The organism is Candidatus Vicinibacter proximus (genome assembly GCA_016713905.1).
In the GTDB taxonomy this organism is placed as follows: domain Bacteria; phylum Bacteroidota; class Bacteroidia; order Chitinophagales; family Saprospiraceae; genus Vicinibacter; species Vicinibacter proximus.
Genome location: JADJOE010000001.1, coordinates 670223 through 692117 on the forward strand (window position 1 = coordinate 670223; position 21895 = coordinate 692117).

General features: G+C 37.6%; 13 protein-coding genes. 5 read left to right on the forward strand and 8 right to left on the reverse strand.

Annotated elements, in window-relative coordinates:
• Positions 1-43 precede the first annotated feature (43 nt).
• From IPJ83_02760 to mutL, 6 genes are all read right to left on the reverse strand, one after another.
• On the reverse strand, positions 44-1984 hold the full coding sequence (locus IPJ83_02760) for a glycosyltransferase family 39 protein (protein ID MBK7879469.1): 1941 nt from the start codon (positions 1982-1984) through the stop codon (positions 44-46).
• A 182-nt stretch (positions 1985-2166) separates the two neighbouring features.
• On the reverse strand, positions 2167-3732 hold the full coding sequence (locus IPJ83_02765; protein MBK7879470.1) for a hypothetical protein: 1566 nt from the start codon (positions 3730-3732) through the stop codon (positions 2167-2169).
• Between the two features lie 299 nt (positions 3733-4031).
• On the reverse strand, positions 4032-5078 hold the full coding sequence (locus IPJ83_02770) for an endonuclease/exonuclease/phosphatase family protein (protein ID MBK7879471.1): 1047 nt from the start codon (positions 5076-5078) through the stop codon (positions 4032-4034).
• A complete protein-coding gene (locus IPJ83_02775; GenBank protein ID MBK7879472.1) occupies positions 5075-5968 on the reverse strand; it encodes a rhomboid family intramembrane serine protease in 894 nt (297 codons plus the stop codon). Before IPJ83_02775 ends, IPJ83_02770 begins: the two co-directional genes overlap by 4 nt.
• A gap of 3 nt (positions 5969-5971) precedes the next feature.
• The gene (locus tag IPJ83_02780) at positions 5972-6574 is read right to left on the reverse strand and encodes a rhomboid family intramembrane serine protease (GenBank protein MBK7879473.1); all 603 of its coding nucleotides are present in this window, start codon (positions 6572-6574) and stop codon (positions 5972-5974) included.
• Entirely contained in the window at positions 6571-8358 is a 1788-nt protein-coding gene (mutL, locus tag IPJ83_02785) for a DNA mismatch repair endonuclease MutL (protein MBK7879474.1), read from the reverse strand. The genes IPJ83_02780 and mutL overlap by 4 nt, the downstream gene beginning before the upstream one ends.
• Before the next feature lie 406 nt (positions 8359-8764).
• On the opposite strand from mutL, the gene IPJ83_02790 reads away from it, so the two are divergent.
• Complete coding sequence (locus IPJ83_02790; GenBank protein ID MBK7879475.1) at positions 8765-10657, forward strand: amidophosphoribosyltransferase; 1893 nt, start codon at positions 8765-8767, stop codon at positions 10655-10657.
• 92 nt (positions 10658-10749) lie between these two features.
• Here IPJ83_02790 and IPJ83_02795 read toward each other — a convergent pair whose 3' ends face one another.
• Together IPJ83_02795 and IPJ83_02800 are read right to left on the reverse strand one after the other, a co-directional pair.
• Positions 10750-11745, reverse strand: coding sequence for a glucose-1-phosphate thymidylyltransferase (locus IPJ83_02795; protein MBK7879476.1), 996 nt, complete (start codon positions 11743-11745; stop codon positions 10750-10752).
• Positions 11746-12185: 440 nt separating this feature from the next.
• Positions 12186-12380: a hypothetical protein gene (locus tag IPJ83_02800; protein MBK7879477.1), complete on the reverse strand. Its 195-nt coding sequence runs from the start codon at positions 12378-12380 to the stop codon at positions 12186-12188.
• A 458-nt stretch (positions 12381-12838) separates the two neighbouring features.
• On the opposite strand from IPJ83_02800, the gene IPJ83_02805 reads away from it, so the two are divergent.
• From IPJ83_02805 to IPJ83_02820, 4 genes are read left to right on the forward strand one after another with little or no spacing between them, the layout of a single operon-like run.
• Positions 12839-13708 carry a hypothetical protein gene (locus IPJ83_02805; GenBank protein MBK7879478.1) on the forward strand — a complete coding sequence of 290 codons (870 nt, stop codon included), beginning with the start codon at positions 12839-12841 and terminating at the stop codon, positions 13706-13708.
• A 2-nt stretch (positions 13709-13710) separates the two neighbouring features.
• The gene (locus tag IPJ83_02810; GenBank protein ID MBK7879479.1) at positions 13711-15048 is read left to right on the forward strand and encodes an NAD(P)-binding domain-containing protein; all 1338 of its coding nucleotides are present in this window, start codon (positions 13711-13713) and stop codon (positions 15046-15048) included.
• Positions 15045-16895 carry a cytochrome c family protein gene (locus tag IPJ83_02815; protein MBK7879480.1) on the forward strand — a complete coding sequence of 617 codons (1851 nt, stop codon included), beginning with the start codon at positions 15045-15047 and terminating at the stop codon, positions 16893-16895. The genes IPJ83_02810 and IPJ83_02815 overlap by 4 nt, the downstream gene beginning before the upstream one ends.
• Positions 16880-21889: a hypothetical protein gene (locus IPJ83_02820; GenBank protein MBK7879481.1), complete on the forward strand. Its 5010-nt coding sequence runs from the start codon at positions 16880-16882 to the stop codon at positions 21887-21889. Before IPJ83_02815 ends, IPJ83_02820 begins: the two co-directional genes overlap by 16 nt.
• Positions 21890-21895 lie beyond the last annotated feature (6 nt).

The following is a 21895-nucleotide window of genomic DNA, read 5'->3' on the forward strand; positions in this document are numbered from 1 at the left end:
TGACTTATTTATTTAAAACAGGCTTTAAAACCAATTTTGAAAATTAGAAATAGCCTTTAGAAGCTGTGCTGAGTTTATAACCTAACCCAGGATCAGCCCGATATGCTTTTTTCATATATTCTGTAGCTGTATTTTTGTCCCCCATTTTAAAGTAAGTATTGGCAAGGTTAGCCAACATCATACCGGCGTTTGGCGGATTCATTTCAAGGGCTTTATTGAAGTATTTAATAGATTCCGGAAAATTCTCTTTTACACCATAAGCGATACCGAGAGATTCCAATAGACGAGAATCGTTAGGATTGATTTTCAATGCTTTTATCAGGTAATCTAAAGCCTGATCGAGATCTAGTTGTTTAAGGGCCATCATACGGCCTTGTTCCCTATAGGATGCTTGAAGATTTTTAATGACATCTTTTCCTGTAGGAATTAGCTCCAAGTATTTTTCATAAGTCTCAGCGGCTTTCAAATATTCTTTTCGCATGTAATAAGAGTTTCCTAAAAGGTGTATTGCATTGATGTTGCGTGGGTAGAGTTGGATGGTTTTGTCCAAATGAATGACTGCCTCATCGAGAATTCTCCGGCCTTCCAAACTATCTTTTGTGACTTTAAATTTCTCAATTCTGTTATAAGCCAAAGAACTGTGTGCTTTTGCACTATTTTTTGAAACCATAACATCTGTTGAAAAAAGTGTATAGTCATCCTTCCAAACTAAATTACGAGAACTGGTTTTTAAACTGTAGAATCCCAAAATAAGAATTAAGAAAGAAAACCCAGCCCATTTATTTTTTTGGAATAGGTAATACAATCCATAACCCATAAGCATACAAAATCCAAGAGAGGAAGCAAAGGCGAAACGTTCTCCCATCGGAGTGCCGATATTGATGACGAGGTTAGAAATCAATATTAGAGGAATCAAATAGGCCAAAGTTGAAAAACTGATCAATGGTTTAGTTTTAAAATACCTTATCGTCAAGAATATGAGGAAGCCATAGAACAATAAAGAAAGTAGTGGGATTCCTGTAGCTAAATTTACGAGTGGAATTTGTTTTGGAAAATAATCATGTGTCAATGGGTGTGGAAACAGAAGCAATCCAATGTACTTAAACAGAGAGTAAAAGATCATCCCAAATTTTTCAGCTGAAGTTGCATCTACAATATTGTTGCCTCTCATTTTTAAGAAGGGGTTTGTCATTAAGTCTCTGGTTGGTGCGTCTAAAAGACTAAATCCTAAAACAGCGAGTCTGGCGGCTATATAAATTGCAGAAGCGGTCAATATTGGGACAATATTTTTTACTGCATCAATTAATTTAATATCCCTGAACACCAACAAGCCGATAGGTATCAACAACAAATAGTGAATAGCATTTTCCTTTGAAAACAAAGCAAACGCAAATAAAGGAAGACTGATCCAGAGCCATTTTTTTTGGTTTTCGTCTATGGATTTCAAGATGCAAGAGAAAGCGAGGATCGAAAACCAAAGTGAAAATATTTCATCTAATCCCTTTATGTTAGCAACCACCTCTGTGTGAATTGGATGTGCGGCAAAAAGCAAAGTAGCAAAAAAGGAAATCGGACCTGCATAATCCGGAAATTTATTCTTTAAAAGTCTAATAAACAATAGATAAACCGATAGACAAAGTAAGGAGAAGAACAGGACATTAAAGAAATGGTAAATCCAGGCATTTTCTCCGGAAAACTCGTAAACAAGAGAGAAGAATACTAATGTAAGTGGCCGGTACCGACCACCGGTAACAGCTGTTGCACTATTTTCAGATTTTAAGAATCCTTTAAACGTGTCGTATTTCAAAATTTCCGGAATGCCGGCAAGTCCTTTTGTAACATATTCATTTTTCTTAATGACAATATTGTCATCCAGTACGAAGGAGTTATTAAGGGTATTAAAGTAAAGTGCCATTGGTATTAAGAATACCAAAATCTTATGAAGATTTTTTTGGTGAATAAGTTTGTCAATGATGTTGTTCATTCTAAAATAAGCAATTACATATGTGATCAAATTTCCATAAAATAACCCATGCAGTTGCAAAGCTGTATGGGAGCGCAAATATAGGGAAATGTGTGGTTACAACTTTTACTTGGGTTATGAGATTCCGGAATCTTTTGAATTATGATTCAAATTATGTACAAATTTTTTAAGAACATTAATATTTATTCAATTCTTGCAACCGGATAAATCTTATAGTAAGGTTCAGCTGCGCTGGAATTTTCATATATGTACTCTAAACGGGCACTCTTGTTGGATGCAAATTCTGAATCCGTGTTAATTTTATGAAGATATTTTGATTTCAGAATTGGATCTTTGAGCAGTATCTGATCAGCAATTGGGGCAAAAAGATAGTCTGAAAAATATTCCTTCCGTTGAAGTATGGCATCAAAAAAGTTCCATGCGAAATAGGAATCCACTCCCTGCGGTTCAAGTGTTTCTGTTAAAAAGCGAGCGGCGGCCTGATCAGTTGAGATTATGTAGTCCCCTTTAAAATAGGGATAGCTAAGATTCATTTTAATTATTCCCACTTTATTGTGATAAAAGTGATTTTCGTAAGGCTCCTTAGGGGATGTCAGTTCTGTTATTTTGTAGAACGAGGCATCCACAATGGTATCTTTTGTTAGGGGAATTAGTTGAACCCTATTAGCCATTAATCTTTCTGCTACCTCTTCGTAAGCTTTAGGTAGTATATAGAATTTTGGTTTTCTGACTTCAATTTCTTTAATATAGGTATTGTAGTATGGAATGTTTTGAATAAATTTTTTTTCCGAATTAAAGTTGTACAAGCTTAGTTGTAATTCCGGATAAGTCGTTAATTCAGTTTCATAGCCTCTAAACAGAAGAGTGTCTGCTTGAGATGCATCCAATTTCCACTTCAAGGTAACAAAATTGGCTTGTTTAGATTGAAGAATGGCTAATTTCCGAGCTTCCTTAATTTCATGATGATGGAGGGAAGTATAGTTGATGAGAATTGTTAATAATTTTAAAGTAGAGTGGACACGGGTCTCGAATGGTTTGAGCATATGTGTTTCTATCATCAAAGGAAAACTGTGATGAAGAGTTGCAAAGCCTGTTGAAAATCTTGGATTATCAAGAAAGCCATAGATGCCTTTTTTAGGGGTATCCTCCACATTTACATACTGTATCATTTCATCATTTTCTGTTCTCATTTCTTCAAATAAAGTGGGCATCATTTGGAGGTACATTAATTTGCTGATGGGTTCGGAAAGTTTATTTTTTTGTGAGGCAAGAAGAGTAATGTTGTAGGGATAGTCGGCTCCATCAGAGGTATGTGTTTCTACAAATACATCCGGATCCCATTTATTGTAAATTCTGGTGAATGTCTTTGCATTTCTGCTGTCACACTTAATATAGTCTCTATTAAGATCAAGGTAATTTCTATTGCCTCTAAAGCCATAAGATTCAGGTCCATTTTGATTGGCCCTGGTGTGATTGTTGCGCATTTGTGCTCCACCAACATTATAAATTGGAATAATTATGATGCTTACATGGTCAAGAATTTTGTTGTTTTTTTGAATACTGACTAATTCTCTGGAAAGCATCATAGATGCATCAATTCCTTCGGGTTCTCCAGGATGTATTCCGTTATTGATCATTAAAATGGCACGTCCCTTAGCACGGATTTTTTCGGGGGTAGAGTAGCCGTCTTTATCAATAACTACAAGGTGCACTGGGTCTCCAACATCGGATGGACCAGCTTCTAACATTTTTATTTTTTTATTCTTGCTGTCGAGGGATTTATAAAAGTCAATGCATTGGGTATAAGTAGATGTTCGCAATTTATTTTTTTCAAATGGAGTCAAGAAATCAATCTGTCCATAAGATGGCAGAAATACCCAAAAAAGCAATGGATATAGAAAGCTAATTTTAAAAAATTTATTAAAAGTGAATATCATATTAGTCCAATAGTTTTTTAATTAAATTAGGGAATATCGTCCAAAAATATCGATTATTTTAATCTTTAAAAAAAATGAAATGAATTGCAAAATGAAATAGTAGCAGTCCACTACTTATAATACATACTGGTCATTACCGGATTATGATCAGAAAAGGAAGTTTGCAGGACTTTGTGATTGCAAAACGAAAATTTCTTTTCATCACTCAGAATAAAATCTATTCTCAATCCTGGAAGTGCGCCGACATAAGTACTGCCTATTCCATTGCCGTTTTCCAGGAAGCTGTCCTTTCGTTTTTTGGATAATTGACGGTAGGCATAGGAAAATGGCGTATCGTTAAAATCACCAGCAATGATCACAGGATATTCCGAACCATTTGCATGGGTGCTTACCATTTCAGCTTGTCGAGCTCTTCGCAACGACATTCTTCTGTATTGAACCAACATTCTTTTGATCACGTTCAGCTTTTCAATACTTTTTTCTTCGTCATCATCTGTCAAAGTATTTACGTCCTTTGATATACGGTTGGACTGGAGATGCACACTATAAATTCTTGTTCTTCGTCCATTGATTAGGATATCGGCCCACAGGCAGGAATTGGTATTGGTGCCAAAATCAATTAGCCCATGATCCAGAATTGGGAATTTTGAATAAATGGCGGTGCCATGATTGATCATGTAATGAACATAAGAGAACAGTCCAGTGCTGTTGATCACATTATCAGCATAAAGATTATTTTCCTGTACACACAGGATTTCAGGATCAGTTTTGCGGAGAAAGGAAAGAAATTGATTTTTATTTTTTTGCTGACTTTGGTCTATGGTATCTTTCAGATTTTTTAGTCCATAAACATTAAAAGTCATTAAGTTAAAATTATTATTCCTGCATTTGGGGGATGGGTTGGGATCGTTCCAGGCATAAAATTTTTGCAAATGGCTAAAGCCAAGCACAAGAATTAGGAAGGAAAGGATTGCATATTGCCATTTAAAAATCAACCACCAAAAAATAAACATCAGGTTAATTCCAAAGCTGATGGGTACGAGAAGGCTGGAGATGGAAAATATCCAAAAATTCTGAGGGTTAATGCCACATACCAAATAAAGCAACACACAGGCAATGCCCCACACGATATTGACTGAAAAAAGAAATTGCATCATAATTTATGTCTACTGATGAATTCCAGATCCTTCTTTTCTTTTTCAGTAAGAGATTCTATTCCCTGATTTTTAATTTTATCAAGAAGTGCATTTAATTTTTCTTCCAAATTGTCTTCCGGAATGATCTCAGTCTTGTTGGGAGATTTGTTTTTTTTTGCGACACTCATTTTGGCGACAGTACCCATTTTTTGTTTTTTCTGGATGAAGAGACTAAGTACATCCATCTGATAACCATTTCTTAAAAGCAAGATGTATAAATATCCCCATAATGCACCTCCCAAATGAGCAAAGTGACCTCCGGTATTTTGATTTTGAGAAGCCATTAAAAGATCTAGAAATAATAAGGCGGCGGCAAGATATTTAATAGGTATTGTGCCAAACAATATCAGTCTTATCGAGTAATCCGGCGAAAGAGTGGCTGCAGCCAGCAAAAGTGCCATTACTGATGCAGAAGCGCCATAGGCAATGGTAAGGTGACCAGAATACCATGGAACAATGGCCGCAGATAAGAGAAAAAACCCCGCACCCATTAATGCGCCTTGAAAGAAAATTCGGACAAGGTGCTTTCTTCCAATAAAATCTTCTACAATCATCCCAAACCAATATAGTGCCATCATATTCCACAGTAAGTGAAATAACCCGTCATGTGTAAATATGTGGGTAATCCATACCCATGGATATTTTAAGTTGAACCACAAATCTGAGGAAAGGCTGAGATATTTTAATACTTCACTGTATTCACCAGGCGTCATACCATGGTTCCGGAGTATAAAATATGATTTTATAATATTGACGATAAAAAACACAGCCACACAAATGACTATAACTCTTATTAGAAACCCTCCTGTTCTGAGTTGGTATTTAATATCACGTGTAATGTCTGAAAACATGTACTATCTTTTCCTTGTCCAATAAAGTAACAATAAAAATCCAAAAAGTGCACCTCCCAAATGAGCAAAGTGAGCTACTCCGGTAGATTGGCCACTAAGACCCCAAAGCAGATCAGCGGCAAGTGTGAAAATAGCCAGATATTTTGCTTTAATTGGGAATGGGATGAGCATTAGATAAAGTTCAATGTTAGGGAATAGGTAAGCCAGTCCGATAAAGAGCCCATTGATAGCGCCACTTGCCCCCAAAGCAGGCACATTCATAAGGGCATAATCTCCATAAATATTGATTTGGTACCATTTAAATGCCAAATGCAACAGGGCTCCTCCAAAACCACATACTGCAAAAAAAGTAATAAATCTTTTTGTGCCTAAAGAATTTTCCATCATTGGACCTATAAAGAATAGGGAAAGCATATTAAACATCAGATGAGAGAGATTGGCATGCATAAACATATGTGTGACCAATTGCCAGGGATGGAAAAAAGGACTTTCAGGATAGAATAGTGCAAGTACATATCGGTCCTCATTCATTAAAGTAGTAGTCCCAAGAAAAACAAGAACATTAAGAATAAGGAGATGTTTTACAGCTTCAGTAATGGGAATCATAAGGCATTGAAATTTTTAAGAAAATCCTGATGTCTGATTTTGAAATAACATTTTTTACCTGTAGGGCTCAAATTGGGTTTTTCGCATAAAAATAACTGTTCAATGAGTGCGGACATTTCTTCCTGACTCAAAGCTTTCCCTTTTTTTATGGAAGAACTTAAAGCCATAGACCGTGCAATGTTTTCTATTGGTGACAATTCAAATTCAAGATTAAATTTATATTGTTCCAGTACTTTATGGATGAGTTCAGTTTCTGAAAACTTTCCTTGCAACAATGCCGGCATTCCATGAATAACAAATGAATCAGAACCGAATTCTTCCAATTCAAAACCAATGGCATTAAAATATTCCTGAAGAGAGGAAAGTATTTTTGCGTCCGTTTTACTCAGGTGAAAGGTCTGAGGAAACAATAATCTTTGTGATAATTGTGATTGTTCACTCATTGATTTTTTATAGTATTCATACATAATTCTTTCATGTGCAGCCTGCTGGTCAATAAAAGTTAGTCCATTCCGGCTTGCATAGAAAATATATGAATTATAAATCTGAAAAGGAACGATGTCAAGTATTTCTTGTTGGGGAAAAAATCCCTCATCTGAAGAATTTGGAGTAATTGGCGAAAATATCTGGTCTTCTCTTTGTTGCACAATTTCTCTTGGTACAGTTGGAAAGGCCAGATTTTTCCAATGGGTCACACTCCCACTAGTTTCAGGTCTGGGCATGAATTGACCCGAATGACCCATTAGTTGATCCAAACCGGGGTTTGCATTTTCGAAGTCCAACCGAGGAGCAAGACTGTGTTTTCCCAATGCATGTTTTACCGAAACTTTCAGAAAATTATAAATTAATCTCTCATCGTCAAATTTGATTTCATGTTTGGTTGGGTGGACGTTGATATCAATTTTAGCGGGATCTATTTGGAGGAAAAGTACATAAAATGGGAAAGCACCCGGAGCAATGAGTTCTTCATATGCTGAAATTATTGCATGATTTAGATATGGGCTTTTAATCAATCTTCTGTTGACAAATAGAATTTGTTCTCCTCGGGTCTTTTTGATGAGTTCAGGTTTTCCTATGAATCCGGTAATTTGAACAACCTCTGTATCCTGTTCCAAAGGGATCAGATCCTCAACATATTTTTTTCCATAAATATTGAGAATTCTATGTTTTAGACTTCCGGGAGGTAGGTTATAGATTTCATTTTCACCTTGGGTGTACACCCATTTAATTTCAGGATGGGCAAGGGCTTGTGAAATAAACTCATCGTGAATGTGTCTTAATTCCACTGTATCCGATTTAAGAAACTTTCTTCTGGCGGGAATGCTGAAAAACAATTGTTCAACGCTGATTTGTGTTCCGGGCAGACAAGCACATCCCTCTTGAGATCTAATTTTTGAATCAGAAATCTGAATTCTTGTTCCAATATTGTCCTCATGTCTTCTTGTCTTCATTTCAACCTGTGCGACCGAAGCAATAGAAGCAAGCGCTTCTCCTCTAAAACCCTTGGTTTGTATGGCAAAAAGGTCTTCAGCTGATTTTATTTTGGAGGTGGCATGTCTTTCAAATGACATTCTTGCATCAATTGGACTCATTCCACAACCATTGTCATTTACCTGAATTAAAAGTTTGCCTGCTTCTTTCACAAGCAGTTTAATTTCATTGGCACCTGAATCAACGGCGTTATCCAGCAATTCTTTCACTACAGAGGCAGGTCGTTGAATGACCTCTCCTGCTGCAATTTGATTTACCACGCCATCGGGCAAAAGTCTAATAAGATCTGACATACTGGGACAACGAGTGCTTTATTATGTGTATTTCCTTTGATCTGGAAAATTTGGAATTATTCGGACTTTCACAAAACTCCATTCAAAGAATTTATCAAAGGTCATAAAGATTGCAAATTTAGCCCAAATTTATAATAGCCATTTAAATTTTGACTGAATGGACAAAATACCTTATTGTTCTTATCTTTAATCAGACCCATTAATTTAATTGCTGACTTTGCATATAAACCAATCGGGACAATGGTCCAATGGATATTATTGCCAAATAATATTAAGAATCATAGTTGTGCTAATTAATCCTTCAATAGAGTAGTAATTAGTTAATTTGAAAGGTTATTGGAATACAAACGGGAATTCTATTTGTGTCAGTAACAGAAATAGCTTAATTTTGACCTGTCAAATCAACATGAGCGACCAAATCAAACACGAGTGTGGCCTGGCTTTTGTCCGCCTGCTTAAACCTCTCGAATACTATCAGGAAAAGTATGGTACGGCCTTTTATGGCCTGCAGAAGCTTCAACTTCTGATGCAAAAACAAAGAAACCGTGGACAAGATGGCGCGGGTATGGCTACCATTAAACTGAATACCCAGCCGGGAGAAAAATACATCAGCAGGAGGAGAAGTAATGCGCCAAATTACCTTCAGGCTTTATTTGAAGGAGTTTACAGTCATTTCAAGGATATTACTTTAGAACAGGCAAATGATCCAGTTTGGTTAAAAGCGAATAAACCATTTATGGGTGAGGTATTGTTGGGCCATCTCCGTTACGGAACCCATGGAGACAACAGTATTGCTACGGTTCACCCATTCATCCGAGAAAATAATTGGATCAGTCGCAATCTGGTTATAGCCGGGAATTTCAACATGACCAATATTGAAGAATTGTTTGACAAACTGGTCAGTATGGGTCAATATCCAAAAGTCAAATCGGATACTGTAACGGTTATGGAGAAGATTGGACATTTTCTGGATGAAGAGGTTCAACACCTTTTTAACTGGTATAAACCCGAAGGTTACAATCAGGTTGAAATCAACCCTTTAATTTTCGACAATCTGGACATTAGTCGAGTACTAAAAAAAGCTACCAAGAAATTTGATGGTGGATATGTGATGGCCGGGATGATTGGACATGGAGATGCTTTTATTTTAAGGGATCCGAATGGTATTCGTCCGGCATTTTATTATCAGGATGAAGAAATTGTGGCTGTAGCTTCGGAACGACCAGCTTTGCAAACTGCTCTTGGCATAAGGAGGACTGAGGTTCATGAAATCAAACCCGGAAATGCATTAATCATAAAGCATCATGGAGAGGTAAAGGAAGTATTGTGTCTTGAGCCTGGTGAAAAATTAAGTTGTTCATTTGAACGAATTTACTTTTCCAGGGGCAATGATTATGACATCTATCAAGAACGAAAAAACCTGGGCAGACAGCTGGTTCCGGCGGTGATTGAGGCCATTAATGGAGATTTGGAAAATACTGTTTTCTCATTTATTCCAAACACCTCTGAAACAGCATTTTATGGTTTGGTGGAGGGGCTTCATGATTATATGAACGATCAAAAAGCCAAGCAAATTAGAGCACTTGGGCCGGAGCCGGAAGCAAACCAGATAAAGGAAATATTGGATAAAAAACCAAGAATTGAAAAGTTGGTAGTTAAGGATGATAAAATGCGCACTTTTATCGCCAATGACAACATTAGGGGAGGTCTGGTATCCCATGTTTATGATGTAAGCTATGGAATAGTCAGGAATCACCAAGACACTTTGGTGGTATTGGATGATTCCATTGTTAGAGGAACAACCCTCCGTGACAGCATCATTAGGATTTTAGCGACTTTAAAGCCAAAAAAGATAATTGTACTCTCTTCCTCACCACAGATACGATTTCCGGATTGCTATGGCATTGACATGTCTCAAATAAATAAATTTGTAGCATTCAAAGCCCTGATCGCTTTAATTCAAAGGGATGAAAAGGAATATTTACTTGAGGAAGCTTACGATGAATGTTTAACACAGAACAAGCAACCAATGGAATACATCAAGAATGGTATTCAGAAATTGTACGATCATTACAGTTATGAGGAAATTTCTCATAAAATTGGAGAAATGCTGACACCTAAAGACCTTGGTATTCCTGTGGAGATTATTTTTCAAACCTTGGAAGGTTTGCATAAAGCCATTCCTGACCATAAGGGGGATTGGTATTTTTCCGGAATATACCCGACTCCCGGAGGTAACCGAGTTGTCAATAGAGCCTTCATTAATTTTATGGAGAAGAAAGATGTAAGAGCTTATTGATTTATTAGATGTTATCTTTAGTTGGTGGGAAGGGAATTTTTTCTAAAATCAAGTTTTGATTGTAGCAATCAAATTGCGTAGAACCTCTTTTACTATGCCATATCAATTTCTGTATTATCTCCGATGTTGTAGCTTTGAGATCTACCCTTAATTACTGCATCATTGCCAATAATGGAATTATGAAGAGTTACATTGTCCAAGATGGTATAATTCCCAATTATGGCATCTTTAATAATAACTCCTTCAATTTGAGCGTGGTCTCCAATGGTTACATGTGGACCAATAATCGAATTGGTAATTTTGGAATCTTTTCCAATTTTAACAGGTGGAATAATGATGACATGATTTGATATGGAAGACTCCAGATGCGCATCTAAATCACGGTCAAGGAGTATGGAGTTTGTCAATAAAAGTTGCTCTTTCTTCCCACAATCAAACCAGTTTTTGACTTCCATTACATCGAAGCGTTGGCCGCATTCGATCATATGCATTAATCCATCCGTAAGATGAAATTCACCTCGGGTTCTCAGGTCATTATCAATGTTGTGTTTTAATGAATGGGCCAGAATGTTAAAATCCTTGATAAAATACAAGCCCACAATAGCAAGATTGGATTTAGGTATTTGGGGTTTTTCGATCAGTCTTTTGATGGTCCCATCTTCATGAAGTTCTACCACACCAAAGGCTCTGGGATCGTTTACCTTACGGACTGCCAGGGTATGGTGTTTTGAATGCATGAGCACATTGAGGTCCACATCAAGAATGGTGTCGCCTAATTGGATAAGGACCTCACTGCCAGGAGGAATAAGATGCTTACATGTATAAATCGCATGCCCAAGGCCCATTCTTTCACCCTGGAATATATATTCCCTATTGATGTGGTTATAATTTTCATCCAGGTATTCTTTAATTTTATCACCCAAATAACCTATCACAAAGATAAAATCCTTGATTCCGGCTTCAATCATGTGATCCAGAATAAAGGCAATAATTGGTTTTCCTGCCACAGGAATGAGTGGCTTAGGTTGTGTATAGGTGAAAGGGCGCAATTTAGTTCCTGCGCCTGCAACTGGGATGATGGCCTTCATGCAGGATGACTTATGCAAAAACCGTACCTAAATCAATTTGTAGACAGAAGTTTGATTTTATAGTTCATTTTTTAAAAATGTATGGATGATTTAAATCTAAATGTAGGATGAATTTAGTGTCCACTAAAATTTTGGCTCGGATGAGGAATCTTTACAAAACAATTCATGTTTTTAGATTACAAAGACCGGATATCCAACTTCAATTCTATTGTTGCTTATCACTAGAGTGGTATTTATTTCCACAATTTGATTGAATTATTTTTCTACTTTCTTGGCTCTTGGTTGTGATGAATTTTATTGTAAGATGGTTTAATTAATGGAGTCCTTATTACAAGAGTAAAATTGAAATGAATTCTCTCAAATTACATGAACATATTAAACAAAGTCCATAAAAATCTGAATGTAATCAAAAGGAATAAATTAAATTCATATAAGGGATATCAGGATTTAATATCTCTTTCCATATGTTCAAGCTCCTCCTTTATTTTTTTTAAGCGATCTGTGATGGATATTTCATCGTTGTCCTTGTTTCTTTTTTTTCTGTCCGTTAAAAAACGACCAAGTCCAGTACAAATAAAAAATCCAGAAATGTTGGAGATCAACATCCAAAACAATCTTGTTTCAACTTCTCCCATAAGGCTACAAATTTACCACACCGTATTTTTCAAAATCAAATTAGTACAAAACAAAAAAGCCCCATCGCTATGATGAGGCTTATATAATTTTAATTTTTATTTACATCTAAAAATATCAATGAATAAGCCTCATGAGTGTTTGCTTGCACTCATGTCTCATCCAGCAATATTTATTAATCGTAATCACGATGCAAAGATAATCATCATTGTTAAATATCCAAAATATTTTTAAACGGATCTTTGAAAATGATACCTGTAAATTTTATTTTAACAAAAGTGAATTGCGGGATGGAGTAATTTAAATTATAGGCTTAAATAGTATGACATAATTTTAAGAGATCTGCTTATAGCATTTTAAATCATTCTCAACCCAAAATGCTAGATAATTTTAAAGTATATTTGCCAATAGAAGGACTATAAAGACAAAGTCTGCGTTATTCATTTACAATTTATCATGTATGTCCCCAGTTGCGCACAAGATTTATATTTCAACTTTAGCAGCAATCATAATAATTTGCACTGCTTTTCTGATTTTTTACGGTGCATCTTATTACTCAACGAGTCTGGAGGAGCGATTTTACCACCCGGCGCATACCCAATTAAAGCCAAGTGGAATATATGGTCATGGGCTGGGAATTGTTGGGACTTTGCTGATTCTTATAGGTGTATTTGGTTATATGATCCGAAAAAGAAAGAAATCTTTGGCAAGATTGGGTGCTCTAAAGTACTGGCTTGAATTTCATATCTTCTTGTGTACTCTTGGGCCTATTTTTGTTTTGTTCCACACTGCCTTCAAATTTGGGGGAATTGTATCTGTCAGTTTTTGGAGTATGGTTGCAGTGGTAGCAAGTGGAGTTGTTGGAAGATTTATCTACAAGCAGATTCCTAGGACCATTCAGGGTCGTGAACTCAGTCTAAATGAGATAAAGGAAATGAAGGATAAAATTCAGGAAGAACTTCAGTTGAATTTATCGGGTACAACAGGGTCAGGATTCGATTTGCAAATTTCCTCCTTGCTTTTGGTTGAAAAGTCTTCAGTTGGCTCTATTTCCAGTTTTTTTTCAAGATATTTTTCTGAATTCAGTAAAGTTGCAGCAATCAATCGAAATTTAAAAGAATCAGGAGTTCCTCCTTCCAAAAGAAAAAGTATGCTTAAGCTTGTTAAGGGAGAATTGGGACTTGTGCGACGCATAGAAAATCTGGTACTGATGCAAAAGCTTTTCCGCTATTGGCATGTGGCTCATCTTCCCTTTGCTTTGATAATGCTTATCATTATGGTTATCCATGTGGCTGTTACGCTTGCATTTGGGTACAAATGGATATTTTGACCATGGAAACATTGATAGAGGAAATTCTGATTTATGGTTTCGCCGGATTGTTGATGGTAGTGGTCTTATGGATTTACCTCAGAAAACAGAAACAGGAGAGTATTCTTGTTGGTCAAAAAATACAAAAAGCAAAAGAAGAAGGTGTCCACGAACCAGTTTCATTACATCCGGTGATTGATTTAAATACCTGTATTAAAAGTGGGGCTTGTCTGGAAGCTTGTCCGGAAGAAGATGTATTGGGTATTCGAAATGGAAGAGCAACCCTGGTGAATGCCTCTCATTGCGTTGGCCACGGAGCTTGTTTTCATGCATGCCCTGTTGAGGCCATAAGCCTTAGAATAGGAACTGAAAAAAGAGGAGTAGAATTGCCACATGTAAATCAGAATTTTGAAACCAATGTCCGGGGTATATTCATTGCAGGTGAACTAGGAGGTATGGGATTGATAAAAAACAGTGTAGAGCAAGGGAAACAAGCCATGGATCATATTTCCCAAACTATTCAAAAGGGACACGGCAATGAATTTGATGTATTAATTTTAGGCGCAGGGCCAGCTGGGATCTCTGCCAGTCTTCAAGCAAAAAAGCTCGGACTTAAGGCAGTTGTCCTAGAGCAAGATTCTTTGGGAGGTACTGTTTTTAATTTTCCAAGGGCCAAAATTGTGATGACTGCTCCAATGGAAATTCCTTTATACGGCAAGGTAAAGTTTTTTCAAACCAGCAAAACAGAATTGCTGACCATTTGGAAGGAGGTAATTGGTAAAAATAACATCGATATCAGGGAAAATACTAAAGTAGAAGCGATCACCATGGTGGAGTCAGGCTTTGAGGTTAAAAGTTCCCGGGAAGAAATCTACAAAGCTCATAAGGTCTTACTGGCTATTGGCAGAAGAGGAACGCCAAGAAAACTAAATGTGCCCGGTGAAATTTTGGAAAAAGTAGCTTACCGTTTATTAGAGCCAGAATTAATTAGTAGCAAACACGTGTTGGTAGTGGGAGGTGGAGATTCTGCTATTGAAAGTGCATTATTACTGGCTCCTAAAAACAAAGTTACATTGTCATACCGTGGGGATAAATTCAGCAGGTTGAAGCCATTAAATCTGGAGAGCATACAAAAAGCAATTCTTGAAAAAACTGTAGACGTTATTTTAGAATCCAATGTGATTGAAATATTGAAAGATAAAGTGTTGATGAAAAAAGGTGTTGATCCAGATAGCTTTGAATTAAAAAATGATTTAGTTTATATTTTTGCCGGAGGAGAGTTACCTACTCAGTTTCTGCAAAAGACAGGGATTGAAATAACTAAAAGGTTTGGTTATACTGTAAAATCACACCAGAAATGAGCTGTAATTTTAATTTGCAATTAAGCGTATTTAGGCTGGTTTGGCTTGTAGGTTTTATAGTTTGTTCAGAATTTGTTTTAGGACAAATTTCACCCGGAAAATTGTCTAAGGCACACAGTCATTTGGAGGGTATGAGTCAGTGTACTCAATGCCACATACTTGGGGATAAGGTTTCTGATCAAAAATGCCTTGATTGTCATGCGGATTTAAAGCGAAGCATTCAAGCAAACAAAGGATATCACGTTTCTTATGAAGTAAAGCCAAAGAATTGTATTTCCTGCCATAGTGAACATCATGGGCTCAAATTTGAAATGATCCGTTTTGATCAAAAGACATTTAATCATCGATTGACTGGATATGAACTTGAAGGGGCGCATAAATCAAAGGATTGCAGGGATTGTCATAAACCGGAGTACATCCAAAATACAGAACTGAAAAAAAACGCAAAAACTTTTCTTGGTTTGGATACAAAGTGTCTAACCTGTCATGCAGACTATCATCAAAAGACTTTATCCGGGGATTGTGCAAAATGCCACAATTTTGAAAAGTTTAAACCGGCTATAAAATTTAATCATCAGAAATCCGACTTTCCTCTTGCCGGGGCACATCAAAAATTAGACTGTGCAGCTTGTCACAAAAAAGAAATTCGTAATGGTAAGGAGTTTCAGAAATTTGCAGATCTGGAATTTAAATCTTGTGTAGCCTGCCACAAAGATGAGCATAAAGGAAGATTTGGAAATAATTGCAAAGCTTGCCATACGGAAGAATCTTTTCACAAAATCAAAACCTCCACCTCATTTAATCATTCCTTAACTGGTTTTACCCTCGAAGGAAAACATAAAGTCTTAGATTGTCGGAAATGCCATGACAACAGGGAAGGTACCCAAGGACAATTTAAAGAATTTGTTTCCCTCAGGAAGCCTGATTGTATAAATTGTCATAAGGATGTTCATGAGGGTAAATTTGGAGAGGATTGTAAGAAATGTCACCATCAGGAAAGTTTCCATATCAGTAAACGCCTTGACCAGTTTGACCATAGTCTTACAAAATTTCCATTGGAAGGTAAGCACCAAGCCGTGGATTGTAAGAAATGTCACAAGGCTGGCAGTATGACGGATCCTGTTGCTTATGACGCCTGTAAAAAGTGTCATGAAGACTACCATAAAGGTGAGTTTAATTCAAATGGCAGTTACAATGATTGTGCAGCCTGTCATTCGGTTACTGGATTTACAGAATCTACATTTGGTTTTGAGCATCATCAGAAAAGTGCCTTCCCTCTGACCGGGGCACATCTTGCGGTAGAATGTAAATCCTGCCATCACAAGGGTGATCGATGGAATTTTCGTAAGATAGGGAACCTATGTAAAGACTGTCATAAAGACCCGCATGAAGGGGTTCTGGATCCTAAATTTTATGAGTCAAACCAATGTACGAGTTGTCACATAGATGAAAGTTGGACTCAAATCAATTTTGATCATGGAAAAACTAATTTCACTCTTGAAGGTAAGCACCTACAGACAAGCTGCCGTAAATGTCATTTTAACCAGGAAAAAAATGGAACTTTTACACAAAAATTTAATAATAAGGAGAAGCAATGTGTCCATTGTCACGAAAACCCCCACGGTCAGCAATTTAACCAAGATGGTGTCACAGATTGCGCAAGGTGTCATGGGTTTAATGGGTGGGATAATAAAAATTTTAATCACGATAATGCAAGATTTAAGCTTGAAGGTGAACATAAAGTTGTATCTTGCGCTCGTTGTCATGAACCGATGATTGTTGATAACCGTAAGGTGATCAACTATCGAAATGGTAAACTTGAATGCAAGGATTGTCATTTAAAATAGCCTTTTTCTTTTTTGGCACCGTTATGTTAAGTGCCCAGTCGCCTCATGGCCCTAAGTTGATTATTGATTGTGCCAAATGCCATAGTCCGGAATCCTGGAAATTTGATCAGAAACAAGCTAGTTTTTCACACGACAGTACTGATTTTGCCCTAAAGGGTCAACATAAAGCATTGGATTGCAGATCCTGTCATGAAAATCTTAAGTTTGAAGAGGCTAAAACTGATTGTAATTCATGTCACCTTGATGTGCATAATCAAACGGTTGGTCTTAGTTGCGACCGATGTCACACAGCGACATCCTGGATCGTAGACAATATTACAGAAATTCACGATCGCACAAATTTTCCACTAATCGGGGTTCACAAATCCATAAACTGTAACCTTTGTCATACTTCAGAAACAAATATCCGTTTTAATCCTATTGGTATCCGATGTATTGATTGTCATCGACAGGATTTTGATAAGGCAAAGAATCCGGATCATCAAAAAAATAATTTTTCAAACAATTGTACGGACTGTCATAGTTTGACCGAACCAGATTGGGTGACCGATAAGATTGATCATGGGTTCTTTCCACTGGAACAGGGACATGAAATAAAAGATTGTGCCAAATGCCATAAATCTGTAATCTATTCAGATATCTCCAAGGATTGTTTTGCCTGCCATCAGTCAGATTATCAAAGTACTAAAAACCCGGACCACCAAGCCGCTGGCTTTCCAAAGGATTGCGCCGGTTGCCATACCTTATCACCCGACTGGAAGCCGGCACAGTATAGCGCGCATGATGTTTTTTTTCCTATTTACAGTGGGAAACACAAAAATAAATGGATACAATGTCTGGATTGCCACAAAAATCCAGCCGACTTTAACTCATTTACTTGCATTAGTTGTCATAAGAATCCGGAAACAGATAAAGAGCATGATAAGGTAGGTGGTTATGTCTATAATGATCAAGCCTGCCTCGCTTGTCACCCAAGCGGAAGTTCTGAGCAAACATTTGATCATAACAGCACCGGTTTTGTACTGAGTGGAGGGCATCAAGGTGTAGATTGTCTTAAATGCCATGCAAATGGTTTTAAAGGCACTCCAAGTGCCTGTGTTTCCTGCCATCAGGAAGATTTTAATAAAACTGCAAATCCCGATCACCGTCAGTTGGGTCTGAGTAATGATTGTGCAAGTTGTCATACGACTACACCCGGATGGATGCCGGCACGATTCGATAACCACGATAACTATTATGTTTTACAAGATGCTCATGCTTTAATTGCATCAGATTGTAAGGCATGTCATAATGGTGATTACAAAAACACGCCTAACACCTGTATAGCTTGTCATCAGTCAGATTTTAACGATACAAAGGATCCGGACCACAAGACAGGGCAATTTCCTACCGATTGTGCGAGTTGTCACAGCCAAAAGGCCTGGCAGCCCTCAACTTTTGATCACGATGGACAATATTTCCCTGTATTTAGTGGAAAACACAAGGGAGTATGGAATCAATGTTTAGAGTGTCATAACAACCCATCTGATTACAGCCAATACAGTTGTATAATCTGTCATTTGAATCCTGAGACAGATAAAGAACACGAAGGAATTGGTGGCTATGCTTATCAAAACAATGCTTGTCTGGCCTGCCACCCAACAGGTGATGCTGATTTTAAATTTGACCACAACACTACCGGTTTTCCATTAACTGGGGCGCATCAGCAAACCAATTGTCTGGAATGTCACAGCAAAGGCTTTAAGAATACACCAAATGAATGCATAGCCTGTCACCAAGAAAATTTTAACCAATCCCAAAACCCAAAACATAAGGAACTTGGTCTGAGTACAGATTGTATTACTTGCCATACTACACAGCCGGGATGGGCTCCGGCACGGTTTGATGTACACAATAACTATTATGTACTACAAGATGCGCATGCAATTATAGCGAATGATTGTAAGGCATGTCATAACGGGAATTACCAAAACACCCCAAATACCTGTGTGGGGTGCCATCAGAATGATTTCAACAATTCCAAGGATCCGGATCATATAGCCGGAAAATTTCCAACAGATTGTGCCAGTTGCCACAATCAAAAGGCGTGGGAGCCTTCTACGTTTAATCACGATGGCATGTATTTCCCTGTGTATAGCGGAAAGCACAAAGGAGTTTGGAACAGATGTGTGGAATGTCACCTTAACCCAAGCGATTACAGCCAATTCAGCTGTACGGTTTGTCATACCAATCCAGATACTGACGAAGATCACAAAGGGGTGGGTGGTTATATCTATCAGGACAATGCTTGTCTGGCATGTCATCCTACAGGAGATGCCGATGTGAAATTTGATCACAATACGACGAGTTTTGCTTTAACCGGGGCACACCTTCAGGCAAATTGTCTTGAATGTCATGGAACAGGATTTAAAAACACACCTACTGAATGTGTAGCCTGTCATCAGACAGATTTTGACCAATCTCTAAACCCAAAGCATAAAGATCTGGGTCTGGTGACTGACTGTGCTTCGTGTCATACCACACAACCCGGATGGAGTCCGGCGAGATTTGACATCCATAATAATTTCTACGTACTTCAAGATGCACATGCTTTAATTGCAAATGACTGTAAAGCCTGCCATAATGGGAATTATCAAAACACTCCTAATACCTGTGTGGGATGTCATTTGGCAGATTACAACAACACGAAGGACCCAAATCACATTGCCGCTCAATTCCCAAATGATTGTGCCAGTTGCCATAATCAAAAAGCCTGGGAACCTTCTACTTTTGATCATGATACCAGATATTTCCCGGTTTATAGTGGAAAACATAAGGGGGTATGGAATCAATGCATAGAATGTCATACCAATCCATCCAATTACCAACAATACAGTTGCACAGTCTGCCATATAAATCCGGAGACAGATGAAGATCACAAAATGGTTGGTGGATATTATTATCAAAATGATGCTTGTCTTGCATGCCACCCTACAGGAGACGCAGATTTTAAATTCGATCACAATGCTACCGGATTTCCATTAACTGGAGCTCACCAGCTTGTGAATTGTCAAGAATGCCACAGTAAGGGTTTCAAGGGAACCTCTACGGTTTGTGTGGATTGTCATCAAATGGATTTTGATCAATCTGCCAATCCAAAGCACAAGAATTTGGGATTCCCAACAGACTGTGCTTCTTGTCATACTACCCAGGCAGGATGGATGCCGGCACGGTTTGATATACACAGTAATTACTACGTCCTTGATGGCGCACATGTCGCAATTGCAAATGATTGTAAAGCTTGTCATAAAGGTGATTATAATAACACGCCAAACACCTGTGCGGGATGCCATCAAGAGAATTACAACAATTCATTAGACCCAAATCATAAAGATTTGATGCTTTCTACAGATTGTGCTACCTGCCACACCACTGCTCCGGGTTGGGCGCCAGCCAGGTTTGATGTCCACAATAACTATTACCCATTGAATGGCGCACATGCAAAAATTGCAAATGACTGCGTGATGTGCCATAAAGGAAATTATAATAATACTCCGAATACCTGTGTTGGGTGCCATCTAGAGGATTATGATGCTACAAAAGATCCGGATCATAAAGTGGCTCAATTCCCAACAGACTGTGCTACCTGTCACAGCGAAAGCACATGGGTTCCATCTACTTTTAATCACGATGGATTATATTTTCCGATATACTCCGGTACACATAAAATGCTTTGGGATAAGTGTGTGGATTGCCATACCAACCCAACTGATTACAAACAATTTACTTGTATTGGTTGTCACATCAATCCAGAAACAGATGAAGATCATTTGGGTGTTGGTGGATATATTTATGCAAGCTTTGCTTGTTTAGCATGTCATCCAACAGGTGAAAAGAAAATGGCTTTTGATCATAATCTCAGCCAATTTCCACTCACAGGAGCTCATAAGGTTGTGGATTGCAAGGAATGTCATGTGAATGGATTCAAGGGTACTCCAACCGAATGTAATCAGTGTCACATCAGTGATTATAATAATTCTTCAAATCCAAGTCATGTTAATTTAAATCTTTCAACCGATTGTGCTTCTTGTCATACGACTGCACCTGGTTGGGAGCCTGCCCGTTTTGATATTCATGATAATTTTTACGTTTTAGATGGAGCCCACGCGAGTATATCCAACGACTGTAAAGCATGCCATCATGGAAATTATAATAGCACACCAAGTACTTGTGTGGGATGTCATAACACGGATTATAATAATTCATTAAACCCAAGGCATGCAGCTTTAAACATTCCTAAAGATTGTTCTACCTGTCACACCACAGCACCTGGATGGGCGCCTGCCACTTTTGATATTCATAACAATTATTACGTACTTGATGGTGCTCACGAGCCTGTTGCAAAGGATTGTTTTATTTGTCATAAAGGAAATTATAACAATACCCCAAATACTTGTGTAGGTTGTCATCTGTCTGATTTTAATTCTTCTATTAATCCGAACCATGTTAGTTTGAATATTCCAAAAGATTGTGCAAGTTGTCACACTACTGCGCCGGATTGGGAGCCAGCTACCTTTGGAATCCATAACAATTATTATGTTTTAGCAGGGGCACATGCAATAATCGCCAACGATTGTGCTACTTGTCATCATGGAGATTACAACAACACACCAAATACTTGTTACGGTTGTCATCAAGCTGATTATAACAATACCAATAATCCAGACCATCAGGCTGCAAATTTCCCAACAACATGTGCTACCTGTCACAGCCAGACTGCGTGGACTCCAGCTTCGTTTAATCATGATGGTTTATATTTTCCAATCTATTCAGGAAAACATAAGAATGAATGGAATCAATGTTCAGATTGTCATACTAATTCTTCGAATTATAAAATTTTCAGTTGCTTTTCCTGTCACCCAAAAGGAGAAATGGATAATGAACACAATGGTGTAAATGGGTATTCTTACAATAGTGCGGCATGTTATTCATGTCATCCGCAGGGTAAAAAATAAAGATAT